The sequence below is a fragment of the Acinetobacter sp. YH12099 genome, assembly GCF_013419195.1.
Classification (GTDB): Bacteria; Pseudomonadota; Gammaproteobacteria; order Pseudomonadales; family Moraxellaceae; genus Acinetobacter; species Acinetobacter towneri.
Window position 1 is genome coordinate 1 of the sequence record NZ_VPAP01000009.1, and the last position, 19,169, is coordinate 19,169.

At 42.0% G+C, this 19,169-nt stretch carries 16 protein-coding genes and 1 pseudogene; 10 read left to right on the forward strand and 7 right to left on the reverse strand.

The window, feature by feature from the left end; all coding sequences use genetic code 11:
• A pseudogene (locus tag FTU39_RS07050) lies at positions 1-214 on the forward strand (IS982 family transposase); the annotation flags it as partial.
• Here FTU39_RS07050 and FTU39_RS07055 read toward each other — a convergent pair.
• The 3 genes from FTU39_RS07055 to tusA all read right to left on the reverse strand — a co-directional run bounded on the left by FTU39_RS07055 (position 192) and on the right by tusA (position 3,136).
• Positions 192-1,487 (reverse strand): autotransporter outer membrane beta-barrel domain-containing protein, encoded by a 1,296-nt coding sequence (locus FTU39_RS07055; protein WP_180051924.1) that lies wholly within the window; start codon positions 1,485-1,487, stop codon positions 192-194. The pseudogene FTU39_RS07050 and the gene FTU39_RS07055 sit on opposite strands and share 23 nt — an antisense overlap.
• 20 nt (positions 1,488-1,507) lie before the next feature.
• Positions 1,508-2,164 carry a hypothetical protein gene (locus FTU39_RS07060; protein ID WP_180051925.1) on the reverse strand — a complete coding sequence of 219 codons (657 nt, stop codon included), beginning with the start codon at positions 2,162-2,164 and terminating at the stop codon, positions 1,508-1,510.
• Between the two features lie 714 nt (positions 2,165-2,878).
• Positions 2,879-3,136 carry a sulfurtransferase TusA gene (gene tusA, locus FTU39_RS07065; RefSeq protein ID WP_004975955.1) on the reverse strand — a complete coding sequence of 86 codons (258 nt, stop codon included), beginning with the start codon at positions 3,134-3,136 and terminating at the stop codon, positions 2,879-2,881.
• Between the two features lie 197 nt (positions 3,137-3,333).
• Here tusA and FTU39_RS07070 point away from each other — a divergent pair, with 197 nt between their 5' ends.
• The gene (locus tag FTU39_RS07070; RefSeq protein WP_004975954.1) at positions 3,334-4,173 is read left to right on the forward strand and encodes a CBS domain-containing protein; all 840 of its coding nucleotides are present in this window, start codon (positions 3,334-3,336) and stop codon (positions 4,171-4,173) included.
• The gene (lnt, locus tag FTU39_RS07075; RefSeq protein ID WP_004975952.1) at positions 4,170-5,726 is read left to right on the forward strand and encodes an apolipoprotein N-acyltransferase; all 1,557 of its coding nucleotides are present in this window, start codon (positions 4,170-4,172) and stop codon (positions 5,724-5,726) included. The genes FTU39_RS07070 and lnt overlap by 4 nt, the downstream gene beginning before the upstream one ends.
• Before the next feature lie 111 nt (positions 5,727-5,837).
• Here lnt and gspG read toward each other — a convergent pair whose 3' ends face one another.
• Together gspG and gspF are read right to left on the reverse strand one after the other, a co-directional pair.
• Positions 5,838-6,272 (reverse strand): type II secretion system major pseudopilin GspG, encoded by a 435-nt coding sequence (gspG, locus tag FTU39_RS07080; RefSeq protein WP_004975950.1) that lies wholly within the window; start codon positions 6,270-6,272, stop codon positions 5,838-5,840.
• 76 nt (positions 6,273-6,348) lie between these two features.
• Complete coding sequence (gene gspF / locus FTU39_RS07085) at positions 6,349-7,554, reverse strand: type II secretion system inner membrane protein GspF (RefSeq protein ID WP_004975948.1); 1,206 nt, start codon at positions 7,552-7,554, stop codon at positions 6,349-6,351.
• A 152-nt stretch (positions 7,555-7,706) separates the two neighbouring features.
• Here gspF and FTU39_RS07090 point away from each other — a divergent pair, with 152 nt between their 5' ends.
• The 7 genes from FTU39_RS07090 (at position 7,707) to FTU39_RS07120 (ending at position 15,235) form a co-directional block, all read left to right on the forward strand.
• Positions 7,707-9,929, forward strand: coding sequence for a primosomal protein N' (locus tag FTU39_RS07090; protein WP_180051926.1), 2,223 nt, complete (start codon positions 7,707-7,709; stop codon positions 9,927-9,929).
• A 72-nt stretch (positions 9,930-10,001) separates the two neighbouring features.
• On the forward strand, positions 10,002-11,843 hold the full coding sequence (locus FTU39_RS07095; protein ID WP_154321101.1) for a monovalent cation:proton antiporter-2 (CPA2) family protein: 1,842 nt from the start codon (positions 10,002-10,004) through the stop codon (positions 11,841-11,843).
• Between the two features lie 50 nt (positions 11,844-11,893).
• On the forward strand, positions 11,894-12,769 hold the full coding sequence (hslO, locus tag FTU39_RS07100) for an Hsp33 family molecular chaperone HslO (RefSeq protein ID WP_004975941.1): 876 nt from the start codon (positions 11,894-11,896) through the stop codon (positions 12,767-12,769).
• 258 nt (positions 12,770-13,027) lie between these two features.
• Positions 13,028-13,492, forward strand: a complete 465-nt coding sequence (locus FTU39_RS07105) for a DUF2147 domain-containing protein (RefSeq protein WP_180051927.1) — start codon at positions 13,028-13,030, stop codon at positions 13,490-13,492.
• A 209-nt stretch (positions 13,493-13,701) separates the two neighbouring features.
• Positions 13,702-14,163: a DUF2147 domain-containing protein gene (locus tag FTU39_RS07110; RefSeq protein ID WP_004975935.1), complete on the forward strand. Its 462-nt coding sequence runs from the start codon at positions 13,702-13,704 to the stop codon at positions 14,161-14,163.
• Positions 14,164-14,545: 382 nt separating this feature from the next.
• Positions 14,546-14,881, forward strand: a complete 336-nt coding sequence (locus FTU39_RS07115) for a chaperone modulator CbpM (protein ID WP_096901332.1) — start codon at positions 14,546-14,548, stop codon at positions 14,879-14,881.
• 90 nt (positions 14,882-14,971) lie between these two features.
• Entirely contained in the window at positions 14,972-15,235 is a 264-nt protein-coding gene (locus FTU39_RS07120; RefSeq protein WP_131261090.1) for a YdcH family protein, read from the forward strand.
• 289 nt (positions 15,236-15,524) lie between these two features.
• Here the strand turns inward: FTU39_RS07120 and FTU39_RS07125 are convergent, their stop codons facing one another.
• The gene (locus tag FTU39_RS07125; protein ID WP_180008399.1) at positions 15,525-16,763 is read right to left on the reverse strand and encodes a magnesium transporter CorA family protein; all 1,239 of its coding nucleotides are present in this window, start codon (positions 16,761-16,763) and stop codon (positions 15,525-15,527) included.
• A gap of 223 nt (positions 16,764-16,986) precedes the next feature.
• Positions 16,987-19,074 carry a polyribonucleotide nucleotidyltransferase gene (gene pnp / locus FTU39_RS07130; protein ID WP_180051949.1) on the reverse strand — a complete coding sequence of 696 codons (2,088 nt, stop codon included), beginning with the start codon at positions 19,072-19,074 and terminating at the stop codon, positions 16,987-16,989.
• Between the last annotated feature and the right edge of the window lie 95 nt (positions 19,075-19,169).

Below are 19,169 nucleotides of genomic sequence, written 5' to 3' on the forward strand. Positions count from 1 at the left end.
CTTATTGCCATTTTCTGATGAATTTCATCTACGACAACGTAAAAAAATTGAAACATTGATAGGATTATTGAAAGAAAAATATCACTTAGTTACGAGTAAACATCGTTCGATTGCTGGTTTTTTAGCAGGCGTATTTTCTTCACTATGTGCGTATCAACTTTGCCAAAAGAATAAGCCTAAAATTCATGTGATTAAATCTTTGGCTTATCCGTAACTGGGGTTAAATATGCTTTTTCCTGAATCGGTTGGCTGTAATACAAGCTGCCTTGCAATTGCCATGCTGGATTCAACTGGTAATTGGCTTGCAAACCTGCACCAAAATTCCAGCGCTGCATCACCAAATCATCTAAGCTGTTGACACCATCCTGCTGAGTTTGTTCGGCATGAACATAATGTTGGAACGAAGCGTCTAAATACGGTTGAATCTGCATTTTTTGACTGAGTGGATAGCTATAATCTAGACGCAAACCTGCGGCATACATTTGTCCATCAAACTGTATTTTTTGTGCTTGAGCATGACCACGCTGCGCGTCAACATCCACCTGCATGCCTTTTAACCATGCCGCGACACTTAAATCACGATTAAGCTGCTGTGCTGTCCCCATAGTTAGTGCATAGGCTTTGCTCTGACTGCTATTTTTTGAGCCTGTTTGTACGGCATCATCTAAGTTCAGTTGACTGAAATCGGCCTGCGCTGCCAAGGTCATCCCTGCCAGTTTTGTTGCCACACCAACACCTTGATGATGACTACGGCGCTCACTATTTAAGCCGACATAATCCATATCATAACTTTGGTAATCACCCGAAAACCAAAGCTGTTTGGGTTGTGCGGTTGCCAAACGCTGTGCAAACTGACGTTCTTGCTTGCTGCTTTCTTCTGCGACATTTAAAACGGTATTGGCATAAAAACTTGGATCAAGTTGATGAAACAGTTGATTCAATGCCTGCGTAGAAACTGTACTTTCAGCAGCATTGCTATAACGTATAGTTTGAGCAAAATTGTTAAATAAGCGATTGGCAAAAACTTTTTCAGCATCTTCCAGCGTTTCTAACTGTTGTTTCTGATCAAGACTTGCTAAAACTACATCTAAATTACGGGCAACCTGAGTCCGTCCTTCAAGTTCAGCAGCAAGAGCCGCCACCGTTTCAGTCGATTTACGCTTTGCCGTAATCACCACATCGGTATTGATTGTATCTGCCGCACGTACAGGCTCGCCCGTTGCATTCAGTTCAGGACGATAACTAACTTGTGTCAACTCAAATAATGGATTGCTTGAGCGATAAGCATCGAACTCACGCTGTACGCCTTGTTGCGCACGTAATACGGTAGTTTGTGAACCTTGTGCAGTAATAAGTGGCTGATCAAGTGGCACTTCATCAAACAGGTTCAAAGTCCCTGCCAAATTGGCGGTTCCCGTTACCGTCAGCAAATTGCCAAAACGTGCTTTAAAACCCGCATGTTGCTGCTGATCTGCAGCAATCTGCATCGAATAGTTGCCTGTGATGGTTAAATTGCCTCCGTTTCAAGAAATGCACTGCCTGTTTCGACTTCTAAAATGTTTTGTGAAGGTTCAGGTTCTTGAATCGCACTGCCCATCTCGATGTCAGAGGTATCTTGTGGTGCTTCAATATCTTGAATTGCACTATCGACCAAGACGGTGTCGGTTAAAACAGGCTCGGCTACTGGTGGAGCTACCACATCGACTGGTTGCTCTACTTCTGACGGAGGTGATTCAAGTGTAGGTATCGTATCAGGCTGATTGACATCATTATTTTCTAAAACGGTAGCATCATCGCTAGGTACAGCATCATTGCTGTCTAAAAGTGAATCTTCAGTTGGTGATGTATTGCCATGATCTGTACTGCCACCACTCAAACCACCGCCATTGGATGATGCATCGCCATGATCTAGCTCTAAATTCACAGGAGGTTGATCGGTAATGGGTGCAGATGGTGCGACAGGTTGCTCTACTCCGCTGCCAATGCCTTCATTTGTAGTCGGTTGATCTTCTTGGCTGACATTTTCTGCCCCCAACACATCAGTGACTTGAACCGTGCTTGACTGAGAGCCTGAACCCGATGAACAGCCTGAGATACTCATGGTCAATAAACACGCCACACTCAGTGGCTTTAAAGAAAAGTTTTGCTTTTTATCTAAAATCATACCGTACTCAATCAAAATGATGATAACGCAAGATTTATTGATGATTGATCACGTAAAAAATTAAGCAGATTTTGCTCAGTCTAAATGGCATATTTTTTTAAGATAAAGACAATCAGTTAAGCCCCCCAAAATTATTTTTCTTAACTTGACTACTTTAATGCGACAGCTTAATCAGCTTTTTCAGCCTTATAAAACATAAACACTGCCATATAACATTCAAACCAAGCAAAACCCCAAATCTGCTTAATTTTATCCCCAAATATTCTGCAATCGAACTCAATAAACTGATCGCATTATAGGCTAATTTTTCCATATATTAAAAAATAATTTAAATTATTTTGTTAAAAATCAATAATTAAAATACAATCTAAGTTCACATTTTACAAATGGTTTTTTACACCTTACACATAACGTCGCATAATTTTGCACCAGCACACAGCAAGCTAAAAAAATGCATAAAAGTTAAAAAGCATCCCCAAAAATGTGCGATGCCTAACGCAAGAAATGGATACTTTCAGCATTTTTCAGTTTGAGCTGTGATGCGGGTTCAATATTTGAATCATTAAAAAAATAAAGATGTCTTGGACGTTCAAAAACACAAAAGGCATATTTCAATTTGCACAAATAACAAATGAAATATGCCTGTATTGATCACATTATTTTTATAGTTATCGTTATTTCGTGATGGGCGGTTTCAATGCGAATCCTTTTTAATTAACCTTTTTTCACTAAATAGTGAAACTCTTTATTGCCTTGCTCATCTAGGCGCTCTTCTTGCAATAACAACTCATGCCCTAAATGCATGCAAAATTTTGGAATATCCCAAGACGTAGAGTTGTCTGTTGCAAAAACTTCAACCACATCGCCAGACTTAGATTTGCGAATGGCTTGATGCAGCATCATCACAGGTTCAGGGCAACGCAAACCGCGGGTATTCAGTTGAATACTAGGTGTGACAGGAAGTTCAGACATGCACAGACTCGATATTAAAACATCGGGCTAGTTTAGCATAAAGCGCAGCCTTGTTTTATGTGTTCCCGCTACGCACAGCAACACATCTCGTGACGTAATTGCCGTCATTTTCTCCCAAGATTAGCAATAGACAACTGTATTTTCTAAGGTATGATTAAGCTAAGTTTTTTAGATATAAAGAGTCTTTAGGAAAGATCATGCACGAGGAATCAGGCCCATCGTGGGGTATGCGTGGCCTAAGAAAATGGTTAGGCACTGCACCAGAAACCCGCGATGAATTGCTAAAATTAGTACAAGATTCACGTCGTTTTTTAGAACCCGATACGGTGGCAATGCTCGAAGGTGTTCTGGATTTACCTGCCACCAAAATCCGTGAAGTCATGACCCCACGTACCGCCATGATTAGCTTACAAGAAGATGATGAGCTACTCGACATTTTGCATGTACTGGTCGAATCGGCACATTCACGTTTTCCTGTGTTCTCATCTGACCAACCCGACAACGTGGTGGGGATTTTATTGGCAAAAGATTTATTGCCTTTACTGACCGAACAAAGAACCAAAGTCGATATTCGCGCCTTAATGCGTCAGCCGTTATTTGTGCCTGAAAGTGCTCGTTCAGACCAAGTATTGCGTATGCTCAAAAACACCCAAACCCATATTGCAGTGGTGATTGATGAGTATGGCACCACTTCGGGCTTGGTTACTTTAGAAGATATTTTAGAAGAAATTGTCGGTGAAATTGAAGATGAACACGACAATATTGACGAAGAAGCAGAATACATCATCCCCGATCACGACCCAAAAACGGCAAATACTTGGTTAGTACAAGCACTTACACCAATCGAACATTTTAATAATGTTTTAGATGCAGATTTTTCTGACGATGAAGTAGAAACTGTGGGCGGTTTATTGCTTCAGGAAATTGGTTTGGTGAGTGATTTGCAAGGACAAGTGATTGTGATTGGCAACTGGGAGTTTACCATTCTTGAAGCAGATGCCCGCACTATTCATCTGATTCGAGCCGTACGTCAATGAGGACTTTTTTTTCCAAGCTGTCTAATCCTGCAGAACATCAACAACTGCCCTTAATTTATCCATTAATCATTGCCCTATTGGCAGGTGCAGTGTTTAGTTTGGCACTTGCTCCCTATCATTACTGGTGGATTGCCTTACTTTCACCTGCTTTGCTGTATGCGACTTTAAGCAAACGCACCCCGAAACAGGCCTTTTTGATTGGTTGGTCTTACGGGATTGGGTTGTGGTTTGTCGGAGCATTTTGGCTCTATACATCCATTCACGTCTATGGCGACACCAATGCCTTTTTAAGCGTGCTGATGATTGTCATTATGGCGCTGTTGATGGGTTTGTTTACTGCCGTACAAACGTGGTTATATCGTCGGTTTTTCCCTGAAACACCACTGACTTTTGCACCGCTATGGGTATTTTTTGAATGGGCGAAAACTTGGGTCTTTACAGGTTTTCCATGGCTGTTTGCAGGTTATGCCTTCACCGAACGCTTTTTGGATAGCTATGCACCGTTGTTTGGTATTTTCGGGGTGTCTTTTGTGGTCATCTTGCTGGCCTGTGCGTTGGTTGAAGTCCTTAAAAAGCGTATCTTCTGGCTGATTCCATCGGCAATTTTACTTTTGGGTGCATGGGGTGCAGCACAACTCAGTTTTGTAACTGCAAAATCTGAAAAGCCACTCTCGGTTTCTCTGATTCAAGGCAACATTCCTCAAGACTTAAAGTGGCTAACCGAATACCAAATTAAGACCTTGGAAATTTATACCCGCTTGACCCGAACTGAATGGGGACGCGACATTATTGTTTGGCCTGAATCATCCATTCCAATGTTCCAGACCGATATTGAACCGTTTTTGGATGCCATGAAAACACAGGCTGAAAAAACGGGCAGTTCGTGGGTGACAGGTATTCCGTATTGGGACTTGCCTGAATCACAAGTGCAGCAACATCCAATGTATTACAACAGCATTATGGCAACGGGAGATGCGGCTGAAGGCTTGTATAAAAAGCAGCGTCTGGTGCCTTTTGGTGAATATATTCCGCTTTCAGGCTTACTGAGTTGGGTACTACCTGCGATGCAAAATGACCCATCCATGAGTGGTTTTTCACGTGGAGCGTCTGAGCAAAAACCGCTTGCAATTAAACAGCATCATTTGGGGGCAGCCATTTGTTATGAGGTGGCTTATCCGAACCTGACCCGCCGCAATGCTAGCCAAAGTGACTTTTTGGTAACAGTATCCAATGATGCTTGGTTTACGGGTACTGCAGGGCCATTGCAACATTTACAAATGGTACAAATGCGCGCCAAAGAAAATGGACGCTGGTTTGTTCGTGCCACCAATACAGGTGTGACCGCATTTATTGACCATCATGGGCATATTGTCAAACAAGCGCCAATGGATCAGGAATTTGTGCTGCGTGGTGATCTGCCTGCCATGCAAGGTCAAACACTGTATACCCAACTCAGCGATTGGCCTGTGCTGATTTTCTCATTGCTGTTGTTAATTATGGGGTGGATTTATCGACCACGTCAGGTGGATGTGTCGTTTAAATCACGTCGTTAATAGTACTGTTCAATAGCGGCTAGAAATAACCATTCATAAAAAAACCGAGCATTAAGCGCTCGGTTTTTTTGGAGTTCACTGAATCAATATATAGACTCAACTCATCTTCTATTAAGGCTGATAATAAATATCGGCATCGGTACCTTCACCACCCTGCTGACCATCTGCACCAAAAGAATATAAATCAAATGGGCGACCTTCTGAACCCGGAATCACATATTGGATGTCATTATCCCAACTGTCTTTCGGATAGCCCCCTTTCACATAACCGCCTGGCAACCAGTTTTTAGCCGAAGCAGGCTGATTCACCAAGGCGTCTAAACCACCGTCTTGCATTGAAGGATATTTTTGATTATCGAGTTTGTATTGATCGAGTGCGCCAGCCACACCTTTTAAAGTAATAACCGTAGTATCTACTTTGGCTTTTTCACCACGTCCCATTACGTTCGGTACGATTAAAGCCGCCAACACACCTAAAATTACAATCACCACCATGACTTCAATCAGGGTAAAACCAGACTGTTTACTCGGTTGCTTCTGTTTCATTCAATCTCTCTCATTTATTTATATCAATTCGACATTTATTTTAGATTCTGTTTGAAGAACGATGCTTCAAAACGATTTAAATCATATTGTTCATATTCACAATTGGCAGCATTACCGCAATCACAATCACCAGTACAATACTCGCCATCAGTACCAACATCAACGGTTCTAATAATGCCAACAGGGTAGAAATCAGTGTGGTCACTTCACGGTCTTGCATGTCTGAAGCACGTGACAGCATACGGTCTAACTCGCCCGAGGCTTCACCACTTTTGATCATTTGTACCATCATCGGTGGGAAATAACCACTGCGCTCTAATTGCGTCGCCAAGTTACCACCTTCAGTGACTTTTTCTGCCGCCAAATTGACCGCATCACGAATGACCCAGTTGTTACTGACCGCAGCACCAATATTTAGCGCATCCACCAAAGGCACACCCGACTGAGTCAAAATAGACAAGGTACTGGCAAAACGCGCGGCATTAATCCCACGTGATAATTTTGCAAATAACGGCAACTTTAAGGTTAAACGGTCAAAGGCATAATGCCCTGCTGTGGTGCGTAAAAAACGCACCAACAACAATACCCCCACCACAGAAGCCACCAGTAAAAACGGCCATGCAACACGAATAAAATCACTGGCTTTCATTAATGCCACGGTGATCCACGGCAAGGCATCTTTGCTCTGATCAAAGGTTTTAACAATATCGGGTACGACATAAGTCATTAAACCCATCACAATCGCAAAAGACATCAGCATTAAAATGATGGGATAAATCATCGCCCCTTGAATTTTTTTCTGCATGGCAAAGCGGTTTTCGGTGTAATCTGCCAATTGTTCCAGAATTAAATCCAAATGCCCCGAACGCTCGCCTGCGGCAATGGTGGCAATATATAAGTCTGGAAAACGCCCCGATTGTTGTAAAGCATTGGCCAGTGAATAACCTTCCAAAACTTTGGAACGCACCGACATCAGCAAATTTTGCACATGGGCTTTTTCACTTTGTTTACCCACAGCGCGAACGGCTTCTTCCAAAGGAATCGCAGCAGCCACCAAAACCGATAACTGACGGGTCAGCAAAGCCAAATCATAGGCGGTGATTTTTTTCTGAAACCATTGTTTGCCACTGTGTTTATCTTTTTGTTCAACGGTATCGACACTGACAGGAATCCATTCTTTGTCACGTAATTGCTGACGGATTTGTCGTGCAGAATCACCCTCTAAAACACCTTTTTGCTGCTTCCCTGAAGCGTCAATGGCAGTAAATTGATATGCTGGCATTGTAATGCTCTAATTTTCCAAAATTTCTTGCAACGCAGTTGCGTCTGACCACTAAAATCATTCATATTCTTAGATATAAATTCTGTGCTCACTCTAACACATGCCAAAGTCGAGCACGAAGCCATTTTTCACAGGACGATACGACTTTTTCTATGCCAGATTCCACTTTAGACCCACAACCTGTTTATCGTATTCGAGTGGCTGTACCCGTATATCTTTACGACTGCTTCGATTATATGCTCAGTGCAGTACAATATCAGCAAGCAGAAGTGGGCGCGCGGGTCTTGGTTTCTTTTGGTCGGCAAAACTTGGTCGGAATTATTGTCGAAAAACTGGCACTCGACACCCCAATTGATCCACGTTTTAAACTCAAAGCCATTAGCGAACTGTTAGATGAGCAAGCGATTTTAGACCCTAAAGTTTTAACTTTGTTGACATGGTCGGCACAATATTATCAATTCCCGATTGGTGAAGTGATGCAAAGTGCCTTACCTAGCTTATTGCGCCAAGCCAAACCCTATAATTTATTGGCACGTACTTGGAAATTGTTGGATGCACATGCCGAAGCTAAAATTACACGCTCAGAAAAACAACAAGAAGCCTATAAAATTTTAAAGCTACATCCTTCGGGAACTTCTGAAAATATTTTAAATTTGGCAGGCATTGAAACAGCAACCCTAAAAGCCTTGGCGAATAAAGAAATTTGCGCATGTGTTTTGGAAGCCCAAGATTTTAGCCCAATGCCAGTGACTTTGGCGCAAATGCCTTTAACCCCTAATCCAGATCAGAAAAAAGCCATCGACAGCGTACTTAAAGTACGGCAGCAATATAAGGCATTTTTACTGGATGGTTTAACGGGTAGCGGTAAAACTGAAGTGTACTTACACATCATGCATGAGGTACTAAAACAGGGCAAACAAGTGTTGGTGTTAGTACCTGAAATTGGTCTAACGCCACAAACCATTAGCCGTTTCCAATCGCGTTTTCACTGCCACATCGCCCTCTTACATTCAGGTTTAAATGATTCCAAGCGTTTGCAGGCGTGGCAAGCCGCACAAACGGGCAAAGCCTCGATTATTTTAGGTACACGTTCTGCGATTTATACCCCATTGCCAAATTTAGGCTTGATTATTTTAGATGAAGAACACGACCTGTCTTTTAAACAGCAGGAAGGTTTTCGCTACCATGCCCGTGATGTTGCGCTCTATCGTGCCCATCTGGAAAATTGCCCTGTTATTTTAGGTTCGGCAACTCCAAGCATTGACAGCTATGCACTAGTCGATCAAGGCAAAATGCAATGTCTGGAATTAAATCAACGCGCGGGCACGGCACTCATGCCCAAAATCCACCTGATTGATTTAAAAATTGCCAAAAAACAGCACGGTATTAGCCAACAATTGATTGATGAAATCAAAAAACGCTTGGCTAAAAAAGAACAAGTTTTGGTGTTTTTAAACCGACGCGGCTATGCACCCGTATTGATTTGTGAGAGCTGTGCATGGCAAGCCAAATGCCCGAATTGTGATGCCAACTTTACCTTGCATCATCAACCTTATACACATTTGCATTGCCACCACTGCGGTACGATTCATCGTAAACCTGAGCAATGCCCTGCCTGCAACCATGCAGAACTCAAACCAATTGGCATGGGCACTGCCAAAGTCGAAGACAGTTTAAACGAGCTGTTTCCCAATGTAGATGTGATTCGGGTAGATCGTGACTCAACCAGTCGTGTTGGCAGTTGGCAAAAAATTTATGACCGTATTCAACGCAGCGAACCACTGATTTTATTGGGCACGCAAATGCTGGCCAAAGGGCATCATTTTCCGTATGTGACATTGGTGGCAATTTTAGATATTGATTCAGGCTTACTTAGTGTGGATATTCGCGCACCTGAACGCACGGCTCAACTGATTGTGCAAGTGGCGGGACGTGCAGGGCGTGGTGAGCATAAAGGTGATGTTTATTTGCAAAGTGTGCGTCCTGATCATCCACTTCTCACCACATTGGTCGAGGGAGATTACCGCAAGTTCGCCAAACAAAGTTTAAAAGAACGCAAAGCTGCACAATTACCGCCTTATCGTTACAGTGCTTTGATTCGCTGTGAATCTAAAAGTCAGGAATTAAACCAGCAATTTTTACAACAACATGCACAATGGCTTAGAGAACATTCAGAACAATTAATTGAAATTTGGGGGCCGATTCCTGCGCCAATGGAACGTAAAGCAGGACGTTTCCATGCACACATGGTGTTGTTGTCTAAAGATCGGGCACGCTTACATTTTTATATCAGGAACTGGTGGCAAAATATGTTGCATGAAAAGCCATCCAGCATGAAACTAAGTTTAGATATAGATCCGCAAGAATTTAGCTAATACTGTAAATTGAAACTTAGCTGTATCAGCACTTATTTCAATAATCCACCGCTTTAAACTTTGGATGACCACATGTCCTTATTGTTACAAATAACCATTTTTCTAGGCGCTTCATTGGTTTTGGTTCCCTTACTAAAACGCTTTGGTATTGCGACCGTATTGGGCTATTTGTTTACAGGCATTTTGCTAGGGCCTAGCGTATTCAATATTGCCAGCGACCCCGATGATATTCAGGAACTGGCAGAATATGGTGTGGTGTTCCTGATGTTTATTATTGGCTTAGAACTGCGTCCACAACGGCTGTGGGAAATGCGCAAGCCCATTTTTGTTTTGGGTAGTTTACAGGTCGGCATCACGGGTATTCTACTTGCAATCTTGGCTTTTTTTGCCTTACAGCAAGGCATTGCCTCAAGTGTGGTGATAGGTTTTGCACTGGCACTTTCCTCTACAGCCTTTGTGCTACAAATGTTGCAAGAAAAGCAGCAACTCAACAGCAGTTATGGACAACAATCCTTTTCCATTCTGCTGTTTCAAGATATTGCCGCCATTCCTTTAATTGCCATCATTCCCATGTTAGCAGGTGCAGAATCGACTCATCATGGCATTGCTTATTTTGCTGCAATCATGGCGACCTTTAGCGGTTTGTTCTTATTTAGCCGTTATCTCATGCGTCCATTTTTTCGTTTTGTGGCTAAAAGTGGCGCACATGAACTGATCACTGCTGTCGGTTTATTCATTGTACTTGGCGTGGTCAGCATTATGGATGTGCTGGGCATTAGCACCACCTTAGGTGCATTTTTAACAGGCGTATTGTTGGCAGATTCCGAATTTAGACATGAGTTAGAAGCCAGTATTGCCCCATTCAAAGGCTTATTGCTAGGCTTATTTTTTATGACCGTCGGGATGAGCACCGAACTGGCAATCTTAATGAATACCCCTTGGCTGATTGTAGGCGGTGCATTGCTGCTCCTGCTCATCAAACTGATTAGCCTCACGGCCATTGCCCGTTATTTCCAATATTCTTGGCGCAATAGTTTGTTGTTGGCGACTTGCTTGGCACAAGGCGGTGAGTTTGCCTTTGTGGTGCTCAGTGTCGCACAAAGTGAAAGTGTGCTCAGCCAGGCCATGCTGCAACCACTGACCTTAATTGTGACTTTGTCGATGGTGTTGACCCCAATTTTATATTGGTTGATGAGCAGTCAAATTATTCCTCGCTTAGAACGTGAAAAATCGCCTGAATATGACGAAATTCCCGATACACATCACCCCATGATTATTGCGGGTTTTGGTCGTTTTGGACAAATTATTGCCCGTGTGGCGTACTTGCAGCATCTGCACTTTACTGCCATCGACAGCAATATGGATAAAATTGATTTTGTGCGGAATTACGGCGGTAAAGTCTATTATGGCGATGCCACTCAACCTGAAATTTTACGTGCCGCAGGCATCGAGCATGCCAAAATCTTTATTCTAGCCATTGATGATATTGAAGACTCAATGAACGTGGCACGGCATATTCGCCTGAATTATCCAGCGCTAAAATTACTGGTACGCGCTCGTGATCGTCATCATGTGCACTTATTGCGCGATTTAGGCGTTACCTATATTTGGCGTGAAACGTATTTATCCTCTTTAGGCATGGCCTATCAGGCTTTGCGCGATTTGGGCATTAATGAAAAAGATGCCTATAAAAGCATTGAGTTGTTCCGTGATTATGATGAACAACTCTTGGCACAACAGCAGCACATTTATACCGATGAACAAAAAGTATATGAAACCCATCGTAACGCTTTGGCAGAACTGGAACACCTGTTTGAAAGTGATGCACAAAACCGTGAAATGCCCTTGGGTGTCGATTTAAAACGCGGCTTGCATAGCAGTCATATTGATGTAACACGTGATGCAGCAAACTGACTTGTGTTTTACAATATTGCCACCATTAAAACAGGGTTATGGAGAATTTTATGTCTGATTTACGCCAACGCTTTTTTATTGAAGATAGCCCTGTTCGTGGTGAAGTAGTTCATCTCGAAGAAGCTTTGCAAACCATTTTGAAACAACGTGATTATGTGCCTGCGGTACAAGTGTTGTTGGGAGAAATGCTTTGCGCCACTGCCCTACTGGCCAGTACCCTAAAAATTAAAGGGCGTATTAGCTTACAAATTCAGGCATCTGGCACATTTAAATGGGCCATGGCGGAATGTAACCACTTGGGTGAAGTGCGTGCGTTGGCAGACTACGAACAAGACCCGCGCTTTTTAAGCGCTGAAGACAGCAGTACCGTCCTGAAAAGTTTGGTCAGTCCTGTACTGTTTATTAATATCGAGCCTGAATTTGGTGAGCGTTATCAAGGTATTGTGCCTTTGGACAAAGCCAATTTAGCTGAATGTTTAATGCAGTATTACGACTTATCGGCACAAATTCCAACTCGTATTGTGTTGGCAAGCAATGCCGAACGTGCGGGCGGTTTGCTGATTCAATTGTTGCCGCGTAACAGTGAAGAAGAACAACAACGGGTCGATGAAGATTTATGGCCGCGTGTGACCATGCTGACTGAAACCTTAAAAGCGGAAGAATTGACTGATTTAGACGTCAATGAAATTTTGTACCGTTTATACAACGAAGAACAAGTGCGTTTGCCTGAAGTGGAAGCCTTACGTTTTGGTTGCACTTGCTCCAAAGAGCGCTGTGCCAATGCCTTAATGCAAATTGGTGTTGCTGCGGTACGTGAAACTTTGGAACATCAGAACCCTATTACTATGGATTGTCAATTCTGCAGCACACAATATAGCTTTAGTGCCGAAGAAGCCTTAGGTTTATTTGGAGAACATCTCAGTTAAATGGCATGGTGAATACCATGATTAATATGTGATGTAATGCTGAAAATTCATCAAAAATGAGCAGTACATTCTGCTCATTTTTTATTTACGTGATGACCATCGTCAAAACCTATTATTTTATTACTTTTCATGTGATTAATTTCACAAAACTTTCATGCAATTACTAGAAAATACCGCGTAAATTGGGTATAAATAATCCCATATTTTTTTTATGCCTTTATATATTTTAGGCTGCTTCTTCTCTGGGATATTGATTTTATGAACACCCTGTTCTTTTCTCGTTTAGCATTCATCAGCGCGATTTGCTGTTCAAGTTTAGCTTATGCAGCCAATGCAGACCCACTTTTGGGCAAATGGAAAACATTAGACTACCGCACAGGTTTTTCATTGTCTGACGTAGTCATGAGTAAAGATAAACAAGGTGCGTATGCCGCTACGATTATAGAACTACGTGCGGTTCCTGGCGCACCGCGTTTGGAAAATTGCACACTCTGTACGGGTAAAAATAAAGATAAGCCACTGTTAGGTTTTGTGCCATTAAGTCACTTAAAAGCTACGCCAAGCAATCAAATTGAATTTTATGAAGGTGACTATTTAGACCCGCGCACAGGTAAACAATATAAAACTCGTGCACGTTTAAGCAGCAATGGCAAACATTTAACCCTTTATAATGTAGACCTTGTCACCAATGCCAGCCGCAAAATGACGTGGGTGAAATACTGATTTTATTCCTCACCAATGCGATAAAAGCTGTGTTCTGCACACTTTTATCGGAATGATTAGATTTAAATTACCAACTCCATAACACTTATATCTTTTCCTGCCTGACATCTCACACTGCTCAATTTGCTTGTTTATTACATTCTTGCTATAAAACCCGAAATAGAATTTTTACTCTATTTTTTAAAATAACAATTTTGGGGATGCTGTTCATGAAAATAAATTTCAGAGGGATTTTTGCGGGTTTCGTTTTAACAACCCTCTCAAGTGTTGGCTTTGCAGAAAGCGATCTACTGGTCGGTAAATGGAAAACCATTGATGATCGCACAGGTTATTCACGTGCCGATGTCGAAATTCGCAAAAAGCCAGATGGCACGTATGAAGGCATTATCGTGGAAACCCGTAATATTCCGGGTGCAGAAAAAATGGTGATTTGTAGCAATTGTCCAGGTAACTTAAAGAATAAACCTTTTATTGGCTTGCCATTTATTTGGGGCTTTAAACAAGATGCTAAAAACCCACGTGAATTTAACCAAGGTCATGTTTTAGACCCAATTGGCGGTAAAGTTTATAAAGGCAAAGCTCGTTTAAGCGCTAACGGTAAGCGCCTCACCTTACGTGGCTATGTAGGTGTTTCAGTGATTGGTCGCAGCGTGACTTGGGTAAAATACTAATTCCAAAAACTAAGATATTGATTTACAGGGTTCTTTTTAAAGAGCCCTTTTTATTACCAAATTTTGAAACAATCCTTTTAAACACCGTACGACCGTTCAATCCAAAATATTGAAATAAAGGATGGCATTGAATAAAAAATAGACTAATATCTATAAGACATCTATACGCACAAGCCAAATTGACACATCAATATAACAGGCGTGAGCACAGCAAAGGGTTGGCTGAATTTCACCAAAGGAATACAAATAAAAGATTCTATTACAGCGTACACAGGCTAAATTAAAGAGAATCACTTATTGGATATCCACCAATTATTGATGTAAAGCAATCCCTCATTTCAGGCGAGCCAACTCGTTTGAATTCGATCAGAAGGAGTATGCCATGACCACTATTTTATATCGTGAAATCACTTCAGACGGACAGCACACAGAAATTATTGAAGAATTTACCCAGTTAGATTTAAAAAAATTTGCCGAAGCGTGTGGGCAAAGCCCTGAATGGGTCTTACAACTTTTAGAATATGACATCCTGCCTTCCCGCCCTGCCGAACGTATCCACCAATTTTTTGGTGAAGATATCAACCGTGCACGCCAAGCCTATCGGCTGCAACGTGATTTTGATGCCAGTTTTTCAGCTGTCGCCATGATGCTTGACCTGATTGATGAAGTGCAAAAATTACGTAAAGAAGTTAAACATCTGAATTTTCAACATAGTTAATCCTCACGCTCTAGTTGTGTGATTCATCACCTTGCTAGAGCGTTTTTCTTTCTATGCCCGTAAATTTTTTTGATGAGAATGATCTACACAATGAAAACTAAAGACTGCAACAAGAAGATTAAAAATATGTTTCCTGAGTTTCGTGATTTAATTCAGGGATTACGCGACAGCAATCCACATTTTTCAAAAATTTTTGAAGATCACGAACAGCTAGACCGTGAAATTAGCCAGTTAGAGCTTGATCCTGTGCATCAGATTAATGATGACATTGAAGCGCTGAAACGCAAAAAATTAAGACTGAAAGATGAAATGTATCACTTGCTGCTTAAAGCGCAAAATGATCAATTAGCTTAAAAGCTCATACAAGTCTAAACCGTACATCTAAATGCAATGAGATGCAGGACACAGCAAGAAAAGGCAAAAAGCAAAAAAGATGGCATATTCAAATCTGAAGCCAGTGTTCAAAAATCTGCCATCTTGAGCTAAATGTCTGACTATCCTGCTCAATCTGTGGATAAGCTTATCAGTCCTATGGATAACTTTTGAGGTCTGTGGACAACTTTTAAATCAATACATTATCTTGTGAATCCGCATTGGATGCAGGACTCAATCCATCACCACATCCGTAAGTTTATCTTCTAGATCATTTAAGTTTAGTCAGTTTTTCAACTTCTTTAATGGTGCCTTTCACGGTTTGCTTAATGGGTTCATAGTCTAAAAACCAAAATAAATTCATGGGTTGGTCATTATGTTGCTGTGCCAACATATCAATCACACTTTTTTCACCCAGACCGACAAGGTGCCTACGATAAAAATAATACAGCAACAACAAAGTAGTCATCACCATTACCCCAAGCATGATCCAAAAGGCCTGTGCGTGTTTCAGCCCCGGCATAAACTCAAAGTTCATACCATACACCCCTGTAAATAAAGTCAAAGGTGCAAAAACTGCGGTAATGATGGCTAAAATCCGCATGTTTTCATTGGTCTGGTTGGCAATAGCAGAAAAATGCAGATCAATTGCGGTTTGCACTGCAGAGCGTAAGCGAATGGTATGCTTTTGAATTCGTTCAATGTGACTGGTCAAATCATCCAAACGTACCAAAATAATATCCTGCCGTTCACTACGTTTTTTGCCACGTAAATGTGGGTAGTTATCGACAATTTCATCACGCAATTCCTGCAAGGCTTCTATTTGCTCTTCACATAAATTTTCAACTTGCTGAAACGCCATATTTTCTTGCAGCAATTGATGCCAACGGGTAAAACGACGATGTCCCTGCAACAACTCTTGTTGCCAATATTCCACACGGCGGGTTAGCGGCATGCGAATATCCAAGTAATCATCCGCTACCAAATTCAGTAAACGCAACGTTAAATCTAATGGTGTTGCTGCCAGTTTGCGTGCTTTATTCTGTTCTTCAATCGGGCGTTGTACCGCTGCTTCCACACGTGACAAATAGCTTTCCATGACTTTATTGCCCTGTTCCCGCACACTAATCAAAATCTGCGGTGTCATAATAAAGCTCATCGGCGTAGTGGCCAGTCCAAAAATCCGTTCATGTTTCTCCCCGACTTGTTGCCCTGTTGCAATACGGTCTTCGGGTGTGATCAGTTTACGGAAAATCAATAAGTCATAATCATCTAAAGTATCAAACGCACATGGATGCTCTATATTTAAAATATCGCGCACATGATATTCATTGAGCGATAATTGACTGTACTGAAAAATCTCTTGTTGCCACTGTTCTGCACGGTTAAGCACATCATCACGGGTGCAATCAATCCAGATAAATTCAGGCTCAAGCCCTTCAATTGCCTGTTTTTGCACATAAATATTGGTTTTATGATTGGTATGCAGATAAAAATAATAACTTTGCATAGAACGGGCACTCTATTTCAGTTTTTTTGTACGGTTTTTTGAGATTTTAAGATGTACTCAGTTTAAGCATGGATCAGGCTTCTTTTCAAATACATGCTGTAATTTATGCCGCTTTTCATACAACAAAGATGGTTTGTACGATGCAACAAAATTTTTAGCATAAAAAAACCCGCATTCAGATTGAATACGGGTTTTTTGACCATTTCAGATCATCAACACAGCATTACGCTTGTTCGATATCTTTCATAGTTAATTTGATACGACCACGGTTGTCTACATCAGCAACCTGTACTTTCACTTCCTGACCTTCTTTCAACACGTCTGCAACGTTGGCAATACGCTCATTTGAAATTTGAGAAATGTGAAGTAAACCGTCAGTACCCGGAAGGATATTTACGAACGCACCGAATTCAACAATACGGATTACTTTACCTGTGTAAATTGTACCCGGCTCGATTTCAGCAGTTAAAGCCTGAATTTTTGCAACAGCAGCTTGTGCAGCAGCTTTGGTTTCACCAAATACGCGCACTGTACCGTTGTCTTCAATATCAATTGCCGCTTTAGTTTCTTCAGTAATTTGGCGGATGGTAGCACCACCTTTACCAATCACGTCACGAATCTTGTCTGGGTTGATGTTAATCACTTGGAAAGTTGGTGCATGCATTGAAATTTCTGGACGCGCACGTGAAATCACTTGGTTCATTGCATTTAAGATATGCATACGACCTGCATAAGCTTGGTTTAATGCAACTTCCATGATTTCTTCAGTGATGCCTTCAATTTTGATGTCCATTTGCAATGCAGTAATACCGTTGGCAGAACCCGCAACTTTAAAGTCCATGTCGCCAAGGTGGTCTTCATCACCCAAAATGTCAGAAAGTACAGCGAAACGCTCGCCTTCTTTCACTAAGCCCATTGCGATACCCGCAACTGGTGCTTTCAATGGAACACCTGCATCCATAAGTGATAACGATGCACCACAAACAGACGCCATAGAAGATGAACCGTTTGATTCAGTGATGTCCGATACGATACGAATCACATACGGGAAGCGATCTGCTGCAGGAAGAACTGCTTGCACACCACGACGTGCCAAACGACCATGACCAATTTCACGACGTTTAGGGCCAGATTCACGACCTGTTTCACCTACTGAATATGCAGGGAAGTTGTAGTGCAACATGAAGTTGTCAGTTTTAGTACCCGATAAGGTATCAACCATCAAGGCATCACGTGTATTACCTAAAGTGGTGGTAACCAAAGCCTGAGTTTCACCACGGGTAAACAATGCAGAACCGTGCGCACGGTCTAGAACGCCAACCTGTACGTCAAGCGCACGAACGGTTTTGGTGTCACGACCATCAATACGTGGTTTACCAGACAAGATGTTGTCACGTACGGTACGGTATTTAAGATCTTCAAAGAGTTCGTTCAAGTCATCTGCAATGCCAGTTTCGTCATTGTCAGGAACGAATTGCGCAACTGCTTCTGCTTGAAGTGCATCTAATGCAGCATAACGGTCTTGTTTGATCGCAATGGTGTACGCTTCAGAAATTTTTGCTTCAAACGCTTCTTTTAGTTTTGCACGAAGGTCTTCGTTTTTCTCTGGAGCAGTCCAAGTTGACTCAGTTGCACCTGCAGCCGCAGCAAATTCTTTGATCGCTTGAATCGCGATTTGCATTTCGTCATGACCGTAAAGCACTGCGCCTAACATTTGGTCTTCTGAAAGTTCTTTTGCTTCAGATTCAACCATCAATACAGCAGATTCTGTACCTGCAACCACAAGGTCAAGGTCAGATTGCGCCATTTGTTCAAAGTTCGGGTTAAGCACGTATTCGCCGTTGATTAAACCCACACGCGCCGCACCAATTGGGCCACGGAACGGTGTACCTGCAATTGCAAGTGCAGCAGACGTACCTAACATTGCAGCAATGTCAGCTTCCATGGTTTTGTCAGAAGATACAACAGTCGCAGTAACTTGAATTTCGTTGTAGTAACCTTCTGGGAACAACGGACGAATTGGACGGTCAATTAAACGTGAAATTAAAGTTTCTGCTTCAGAAGCACGGCCTTCACGCTTACCATAACCACCTGGGATACGACCTGCAGCATATTGTTTTTCTTGATAGTTAACAGTCAGTGGGAAGAAATCTTGACCCGCTTTTGCTGTTGGTTGAGCAACCACTGCAACCAATACAGTCACGCCGCCCATAGTAATCATCACCGTGTTGGCTTGACGCGCTACACGACCAGTTTCAAGTACAACTTGGTGCTGACCAAATTGGAATTCTTTACGAATAATATTAAACATCGACATGTTTTATTTTTTCCTAGTTCTTGTGAACAATTATTCTCGTGGAGACCCCTAAGGTTTGGCATTCACAATACAATTGTTTAGGTAAATGA